The organism is Candidatus Albibeggiatoa sp. nov. BB20, assembly GCA_016744725.1.
Taxonomy (GTDB): domain Bacteria; phylum Pseudomonadota; class Gammaproteobacteria; order Beggiatoales; family Beggiatoaceae; genus Albibeggiatoa.
In genome coordinates, this window is the sequence record JADGDW010000179.1 from 1 (window position 1) to 8270 (window position 8270).

General features: G+C 36.5%; 9 protein-coding genes. 6 read left to right on the plus strand and 3 right to left on the minus strand.

Annotation, left to right across the window (positions count from 1 at the left end; translation table 11 throughout):
* Positions 1–388 precede the first annotated feature (388 nt).
* From ABXH34_RS16050 to ABXH34_RS16070, 5 genes are all read left to right on the plus strand, one after another.
* A complete protein-coding gene (locus tag ABXH34_RS16050) occupies positions 389–934 on the plus strand; it encodes a hypothetical protein (protein ID WP_353572898.1) in 546 nt (181 codons plus the stop codon).
* Positions 935–1256: 322 nt separating this feature from the next.
* Positions 1257–1487 (plus strand): hypothetical protein, encoded by a 231-nt coding sequence (locus ABXH34_RS16055; RefSeq protein ID WP_353572899.1) that lies wholly within the window; start codon positions 1257–1259, stop codon positions 1485–1487.
* A 290-nt stretch (positions 1488–1777) separates the two neighbouring features.
* Positions 1778–2068, plus strand: a complete 291-nt coding sequence (locus tag ABXH34_RS16060) for a hypothetical protein (RefSeq protein WP_353572900.1) — start codon at positions 1778–1780, stop codon at positions 2066–2068.
* On the plus strand, positions 2065–2484 hold the full coding sequence (locus ABXH34_RS16065; protein ID WP_353572901.1) for a type II toxin-antitoxin system VapC family toxin: 420 nt from the start codon (positions 2065–2067) through the stop codon (positions 2482–2484). The genes ABXH34_RS16060 and ABXH34_RS16065 overlap by 4 nt, the downstream gene beginning before the upstream one ends.
* 318 nt (positions 2485–2802) lie before the next feature.
* A complete protein-coding gene (locus ABXH34_RS16070; RefSeq protein WP_353572902.1) occupies positions 2803–5208 on the plus strand; it encodes a two-partner secretion domain-containing protein in 2406 nt (801 codons plus the stop codon).
* Between the two features lie 114 nt (positions 5209–5322).
* Here ABXH34_RS16070 and ABXH34_RS16075 read toward each other — a convergent pair whose 3' ends face one another.
* Entirely contained in the window at positions 5323–5817 is a 495-nt protein-coding gene (locus ABXH34_RS16075; protein ID WP_353572903.1) for a lactoylglutathione lyase family protein, read from the minus strand.
* Positions 5818–5971: 154 nt separating this feature from the next.
* Here ABXH34_RS16075 and ABXH34_RS16080 point away from each other — a divergent pair, with 154 nt between their 5' ends.
* The gene (locus tag ABXH34_RS16080; protein ID WP_353572904.1) at positions 5972–6418 is read left to right on the plus strand and encodes a winged helix-turn-helix transcriptional regulator; all 447 of its coding nucleotides are present in this window, start codon (positions 5972–5974) and stop codon (positions 6416–6418) included.
* A 19-nt stretch (positions 6419–6437) separates the two neighbouring features.
* Here the strand turns inward: ABXH34_RS16080 and ABXH34_RS16085 are convergent, their stop codons facing one another.
* Positions 6438–7778 (minus strand): cache domain-containing protein, encoded by a 1341-nt coding sequence (locus ABXH34_RS16085; RefSeq protein WP_353572905.1) that lies wholly within the window; start codon positions 7776–7778, stop codon positions 6438–6440.
* Between the two features lie 65 nt (positions 7779–7843).
* On the minus strand, positions 7844–8270 hold a 427-nt coding region (locus tag ABXH34_RS16090; protein ID WP_353572906.1), incomplete at its 5' end, for a nucleotidyl transferase AbiEii/AbiGii toxin family protein.

An 8270-nucleotide genomic window follows, 5' to 3' on the forward strand; every position in this document is an offset into this window, starting at 1 on the left:
ATTCTTACCTATCTTATCTTTTTTTAATTTTCCAAGTTCTTTTTCTTTTGTAATATAGTCACTAATAGCAGCAACCCCAAAAAAATAAGGCTTTTTAGCATTATTGGTAGTTTTATGTAGCGCTTCTTCTATTAAACAAAGCATATCATTTGTCTAATTGTTTTTGTAGATTTTGATTAAAGTAATTGAAAGATTTTTTATAGTATAAAAAAATGATTATTTTGTAATCATTGATTCTTCTGGAGCATATAAGCGGCGAGTATTACAGCCCAGCTAAGAGAATAGATATTTTTCTTACTGTCTGAAATCTATGATTTTTTACTTTAAAAAGTCAATCAGTAATATGTCGTTTGTCTGCTCTTTAGCCATTTAAACCAAAGGAAAAATCATGAATAAGACTGATTCCACAAGCCAGCAGCCTAATGATATTGCTAAAAATGCCGACCCGACATGCGAACAGATCAATGATGCCGCTCGAACCGCTCCGACACCCGATGTACTGGGTGTTTCAACAGCTTCTATTAATGGAACGCCAATCGCCTCAGAAAATACTTATCGTTACAATAGTAGCTTAATCTACGCCAATCGTCTCACTTCATGTTTAGGACTTTGGTGGCTAGATGATAAAGGTGGGCAGTGCATGGTGCATATCGTAGCGGTTAACGAAAAAGGTGAGGGTATTATTAATCCAGATGGTACACTGAGTACTCGTGGAGAAAACACTGTTACAGAAGTAAATAAGTTAGTGGATACCTACAAACCAAAGAATGATGAAATGTCAAGCTTTGGGGATAATCAGAATAGCGCGCCTTGGCCAACATTTTTATCAAAATTGTATGAGGAAACAGAGATTATTCCTGAGCCTGTCTCAGGAGACAAAGAAGACAGTTGTTTTAAGTGTACACCAGTTAATGATGGCTGCAAGCCTTTGTGATTGATAGTTAATGTAATGTAGGGTGGAATAGGTACGCCAAGAAAATCAACCATTATTGATAGCATAACGTACCTTATTCTACCTTACCCAAGCTTGCCACACGGGTGGAATTTGGTGGAAAACACTGCGCTATTCCATATTCCACCCTACATTTGTGCTTTTTTCTAGTTGTGTAAAACAATTGCTATCAAAATTTAGTAAGAAAAATAAATCCAAGAAATGTCTATCTTGATATAGTAACGTATGGAACGGGTTCTTCTGTTGCTAACCTTAGAAAACATGGCGTTGATAAGCATGTGTTGGAAAAGTTTCAGGAATACACTTGTTCCCCAAAGCTTTATGGGAATACAGTCACGACGTACCAAGCTGCAAAAATGAAGGAAAATTAAGAATGAAAACAATAGTATTGGAAGTAGAAGATAGTCATTATCAAACGCTTCTCGATGTCATCAAAGCATTATCAAACAATCACTATTGCCGTGTATTAGAAGATGAAAATGATACCTTAACCAAAGAAGAATACCAACAAATTCAAAATAATATTAAAAAATAAAACAAGCCGATTATAGCGATTTTGAAGATTGGGAACGGCTAAAACGAAATTATGAGTTACAGCTTAAAACTACATAAAAAAGTGGTTAAATTCCTCCAAAAACGTCTGCAAAAATAACAAGAAGAAATTAAGCAAAAATTTAAACTACATTTTTGTACGTAGAAACGAGGTTATATCTTGTTCCTACAAATCTTATAGAAATACAGTCACAACATGCCACGTCGAAAAAAGTGAGCTCGTAACACATAAAAACAAGGCAAAAAGACCCTCTGATTAATTAGGAAATTATCATGCCCCAACTCAACGCAATAATAAGTGACAGCTTACTTATACAAGCAAAACAAATAACGGGAATGCAATCAGACAAAGCATTACTTGAATATGCACTAAAACTAGTTATCGCATTACAATCAGTTACTAAACCATCACAAAATAAAGAAAAAACAACGCTTAAATTATCTAACTATTTAGCTCCAAGTGAATTTGAATCAGAAAATACCCCTTCAGTCTATCAAGGCAAACCCTTATCCTTAGATGATATGCAAACAGCAATTCAAAATATGGCAGAAAAACATAAATGATTGCTGTTGATACAAATATATTAGTACGCTACGCTATCCGTGATGATGTTCAACAAGCAGAAATAGCAAAAACCTTTTTACAAAAACACGAGTGCCTCATTTTAAAATCGGTTTTGCTTGAATTGGTTTGGGTGTTGTCTGCTGGCTACAAACTACCTAAGGAAAAAGCCATTGAACGAATACATCATATTTTATGCTTACCTACAATCTCAACAGAAGATGCAAATAATGTATTGTTGGCTTTACAATGGTATGAGCATGGAATGGACTTTGGTGATGCTTTACATCTTGTAACAAGCATAGACAAAGCTGAAGGCTTCTCCACTTTTGATAAAGGTATTGTGAATACTGCTAAACGTTTAAATATTCAGCACGAAATTTATTTCTTATCTGGTAAAGGCAAAATCAAAAACTAATTTACCTTGCTCACTCAATTCTTGAGGGAATACCTTCGTAATGTTCTACGTTGAGTAAGTTCATAATAAAAGATGTCTAAGGGGTAAAGTCTCTTGAGCAAGCTTGAGAGCAAGCTAAATCGTAGAAATTACTTTTGCACAGACCTATTTTGCTATTTAAACCAGAAAACCCAGGCTTATTGAGAATGAAAATTGCAGCATTCAGTAAATAAGCAGAAAACTATTTCCTACCTCTGATGGAGTTATATTTTTCTTTTATCTAATATAGTTGATGAACTATCAAATATTTGAGTATATTAAGAAAAAAGGGGAGAGGAAATGTTTCGAACAATTGTATGGCTATTTATATGCCTGACCAACATCGTACAAGCAGAAATTTCACAGAACGGTAATCAATTATCAATTAATAATGGGCTGTACAATATTTCGCAAGATTTAGGGCAAACGGTTGGCAGTAATTTATTTCACAGTTTTGATCAGTTTAATGTAAATCAGGGCGAAATCGCTCAATTTTCAGGTTCTGAACAAATCCAAAATATTATTTCACGGGTGATTGGCAATCAACCTAGTTTTATCAATGGCACACTGCGTTCCACGCTTCCTAATGCTGATTTTTACTTTTTAAATCCTAACGGCATCATCTTTGGTGAATTTGCACAATTGCAAGTCCCCAACAGTTTTCACGCATCAACGGCTGATTATGTAAAATTATCGGATGGCGGTGAATTTAATACCCGTTTTCCTAATCAAGATATTTTAACTACTGCACCCGTTGCCAGCTTTGGCTTTCTATCTGATTTACCTGCAAGTATTTCCACTCAAAATAGTACGCTACAAATGGCTGAAAATAAAACCCTGTCTTTTATCGGTGGCGATATTAATTTAACAGGAGATTCTCCCGTCATCTTTAGCAATGAAAACGCCTTACTCGCTGTTTTTGCCAAATCGAGTTTAGCCGCATCAAGGGGAAATATTAATTTAGTCAGCCTTGCTTCTCAAGGAGAGGTTTCTTTTTCTGATAATGACTTAATCCTAAATCTGGAACGCGGGGGAAAAGTTCAGTTTAACAATACCTTAGTTGATGTGAGTGGGCGCGGTAGTGGTCGTGTTTTGGTTCGTGGTGGACAATTGTTGATGCAAGATTCAACCATCCAAGCATCAACTTTTGCTGATTTAGATGGTCAATCAATTGATTTGCAACTCACCGAATCGATATTGATTGAAGGCAATATACTGGCTCTATTAGGTCTTAGTTTAGGCTCAGGCAATGCCGGTTCATTATTTTTAAAAACGCCCAACTTAAAAAATACAGCATGGATATTAAGTGCCAGCCTTGCAAGTGGCAAAAGTGGGGATATACGAATTGAGGCGGATGATATTTTATTTGATAGGGGTGGCGGTGTGAGCAACCCCACGCTTAGCACAGGGCAAAGTGGAAATGTACAGCTTAAAGTTACTGATACTTTGACACTTTCAGGACGACGCTCAGGAAATATGAACTTAGGTGTTGCGATTTATGAGGACTTTCCCAGTACCATTACGACTACGACATTTTCAAATGTTACCGCAGGCAATTTAAGCATTGAAGCAAAGCATTTACAACTAGATGGTGGACTGATTTCTGTTGATAGTTTTGGAGTTGGTCATGCGGGACAATTAGATATTCAAGCAAATACGGCAACATTGCTGAATGGCGCACTTGTCAGTAGCTCGGCTTTTTCTCAAGGTAATGGAGGACAGATTAATTTGTCCATCAGCGATACCATTTCAGTGTCTGGACGACGTTCAGGCTTATTAACTGTGCCTTTTGCAGCGACTTTTGAAAATAATGATACAGGGGTTAATAGTTCTACATTTAGCACGGGAAATGCTGGAACGATTAATTTGCAAGCCCAGAATTTATTGATTGCAGATGGTGGTGATGTGGCGACTTCCTCTATAGGAAAAGGGGCTGGCGGCGAAGTGGTGATTAATGCAGAAAATATACAAATCAGTCGTACAGGCTCAGTGAGTAGTTCAGCCGGTTTTTTATTTGGCAATATCTTGCCTGAGATTGAAGGAAAAGCGGGTAATATTTTTATTCAAGCCAAACAGATTAATTTAAAAGCGGGCGGTCTTATTAACTCAACTAGCATGGGTAAAAATGATGCGGGCAGCATTACAATTCAAGTGGATAGCCTAGTTTTAGAGCAAAATAGTAGCATCCAAACTGCAGCCAGACAAGCGACGGGCGGCAATATCAGTATTCAGAACCATGATTTATTGAGTTTAAATCGCAGTAAATTATCAACCAGTGTTGCAGTAGGTCAAGGCGGTGGCGGCAATATTAGTATTGATAATCCAGAGTTTATTGTGATGAATAACAGCCAAATTATTGCCCAAGCCGATGCGGGTCAAGGTGGCAATATTCGGATTGTTGCGGCTCAATTTCTCAAATCAACAGCCAGTTTAGTCTCAGCGTCTTCACGTTTGGGCATTGATGGCAATATTGAAATTACGCCACCTGATGAAACGGTTAGTGGTGGATTACTCAATTTAAATAACGATTTTGTTAAACGAATTCAAATTAGAGATGCGTGTAAAACTGCAATCGCGGGGCAATTACCCACAGAATTTCAGCTACCTTTAACTTTTGTAGTCGATTTATATCATTTTCCAAATAACTCAATTGAAGACTGGATTCCCAGTTATTCCAATCAGTCAGAACTTGCTTCTTGTCTATGATAATGTTTTGGATTAGCCTGAATTTAATATTTTCAACTCGTAAATTGTTGATTTTAGGTTATCGAAAATGCGGGTCTTTTACAAGTTCAACCTGTAGGAATGAGTTAATACAAACTATTGATATGAATCAGCGTAAATTAATTCATAGGAATGACTGTAAATTTCTACAATATTGCCAAATGGGTCTTCACAATACACCATACGATAAGGCTTTTGGCCAGGAAAATATTCTCGTATTGGCATTCGTTGCTTACCGCCCACATCTACAATTTTTTCAACCAATCCCTCAACATCTGGGTCTTTAACACAAAAATGAAATATACCTGTCTGATATGGGTTAAATGCGGCTTGGGGTTTAAGGTTTTTTTTAAATTCAAATAATTCAATGCCAATCGTATCACTGGTTGATAAATGCGCAATTTTAAAACTGCCCCAACCTTCTCCAAATACATCAATGCACATCTGGCCAATAGCGGTTTGTTTTTCCTCCTCAATCCCTGTTGGCTTCATCATCAGATACCAACCCATAACATCGGTGTAAAATGTCACAGCTTGTTCAATATTCGGGACAGTAATCCCAATATGTGAAAATGCTCTGGGGTATCTCATGGGATAATCCTTTTTAATTAATATTATAAAACATGACTTTAGCACAATAAAAAACCATTGTAGAGAAGGCGCTTTTTCGTTATCAGGTTACTTAAAGGTTTCTTTTGGCGAATAGAATGGACATGACACGTATAAAAAAATAAAGGGTTTCGCTATGTATGAGTTAAACAATAAAACCTATCAATGCTCTTTAGAAGCAGTGTTTGATATGTTGGGAGGTAAATGGCGTTCATTAATTCTTTGGCATTTGTTACAAGAAACATTACGTTTTTCTCAGATTCAAACATTTGTCCCTGGGATTAGCAAAAAAGTACTGTCAGAGCATTTAAGGGTTTTAGAACAGTACGCTTTAATTTCACGGACAGTTTATCTTGAAGTGCCACCACGGGTGGAATATCGCATCACAGAAAAAGGAAAAACATTGGAAACGGCTCTGAATGCCTTGGAGACGGACTCATTTAAAGTGTTCTGCTGCCGAAAGCTAAAAAACTCAAACGTTACTCTGTGCATTTTCAGTATGCCTTTAGCTCGTTACCAAACGAGGCTCAAAGGAATTATCAATATGAATGCTGACCGTTCCGCTTCTTTGTGGCATAGTTGAGCGAAATTATTACAAATGATTAGCTTGGTTTTTTAATCGGTACTGTGACAATAAAGGTTGAACCTTGTCCTAATTCACTTTCACACCAAACCTCACCTTGTAAAGCATGAAGCAACTTTTTCACAATGAATAAACCCAAACCTGTGGAATGTTCACCATCTGTAGGTCTTGTGGTTAAACGGGTGAATTTGCCAAACAATTTATCTTGATCCGCTTGACTAAGCCCTTCTCCTTGGTCTTGAATCTCAACCTTAATGTGTTGTGTTTGTTGTGTGATATGAATAAAAACTTGCTTATCAAAGGGAGAATATTTTACGGCATTAGAAACCAAATTATCTAAGATTTGATGTAGCAGAGTTGCATCTGTTACAGCCTGATATTCCCCACCATCAGGGTGAAATTGTATATCAATTCGTTTCGCTAGGGATTTTTGAGTGTATTCTTCAACAACCTCTTTTAAGATGGGCAGAATATCAACGGATTGTAAATTAACTTTGATTTTACCTGCTTCAATTGCATTAACATCTAGTAAGTTAGTGATGAGGCCAAACATGCGTTCAGCACTGACATTAATCATGTTGGCAAACTCAAGTACGGCGTGTTTATCCTCAAACTGTTCTGATTCTACTGTTATACCAATCAATTCAGCAGAACCTTGAATCGCTTGTAGGGGATTTTTTAAATCATGGGCAGCAATACCAAGAAATTCGTCTTTTTCTCGATTTAATAACACTAAATGCTCAAAAGAATCTTGTAGTTGATAGGCCATGCTATTAATCGCCTTGCTTAATTGTCCCATTTCATCTTGGGATTGGTAATTGATGCGTTGAGAAAAATCCCCTTTAGCAATATTTCTTGCAACATGGCGTGCTTGCACCAGTGGTTTAACCAGAATATCAACCAATCCCATGCTCACTAAGCTGCCAATCAGCAGCAATATCAAGCCAATCAAAATACTATCCCAAATAATTTGGCTAGCTTCACGTTCTAATGCCGCTTGCATATCTTGAATACCAATATCTTCTAAATAAATCCCTGTCGATATGACCCAGTTAAAAGGTTCAAAGGTTTTTACAAAAGTCAGTTTTTCGCTGACTTTATGTGGATATTCGGGTTTAGCCCAATAATATTTAACAAATCCTTCTGATTTCTGTTGCAGAATGTGCATAAAATCATGAATAAAATAGTTACCTGTCGCATCTTTGATATTGAGAATATTTTGCCCATTGAGTTCTGGAAAAGCAGGGTTACGCACAGTTTCCCCATTTTCATCAATAACAAATAAATAATTATTCTTGGTTTCCCCCAAATCATAGTGATAGGCAGTTAATAAATCTGCAATTTTTTGTTTAAAAATCACTTCAGTTGATTATTTATAGATTTCAAATGGGTTCTATAAAGTTTTGTTGGGTTCAGAGAAACTTGTTATTTCCATGGCAAAGATTTATAAAACTTGGAAACCTCCTTAAACATTTCATCAAAATCTGGGAGTTCGCCTTCTATTTCATTTTTCAGTGTTTGGTAGTATTCTTGGGCTCTAGATTTGAGTTCTGGATCGTCAAAAGAATTTAAATTTGGTTCTATCTCTCTAGCTCTGGATTTGCTAATTAAACAATCCAGTATTTTAGATTTCTCAATACCATTAATATGATTACCTAACTCTCTAATGAGTAAATTCAAATCGTAAACATCTTGTCTTCGCGTTCTGTTTCTTGGGACTTGTTGAAGCAAGGAACGGTATTTTTCAGCTATTAAGTCAGTCAAAGAATAAGCCAAAACACTTTCTTCAAGATTTAACCTTAGAGTCTCAACATTGGGTGTCGCTTCATTCAAGCTATAATCAATTGATATC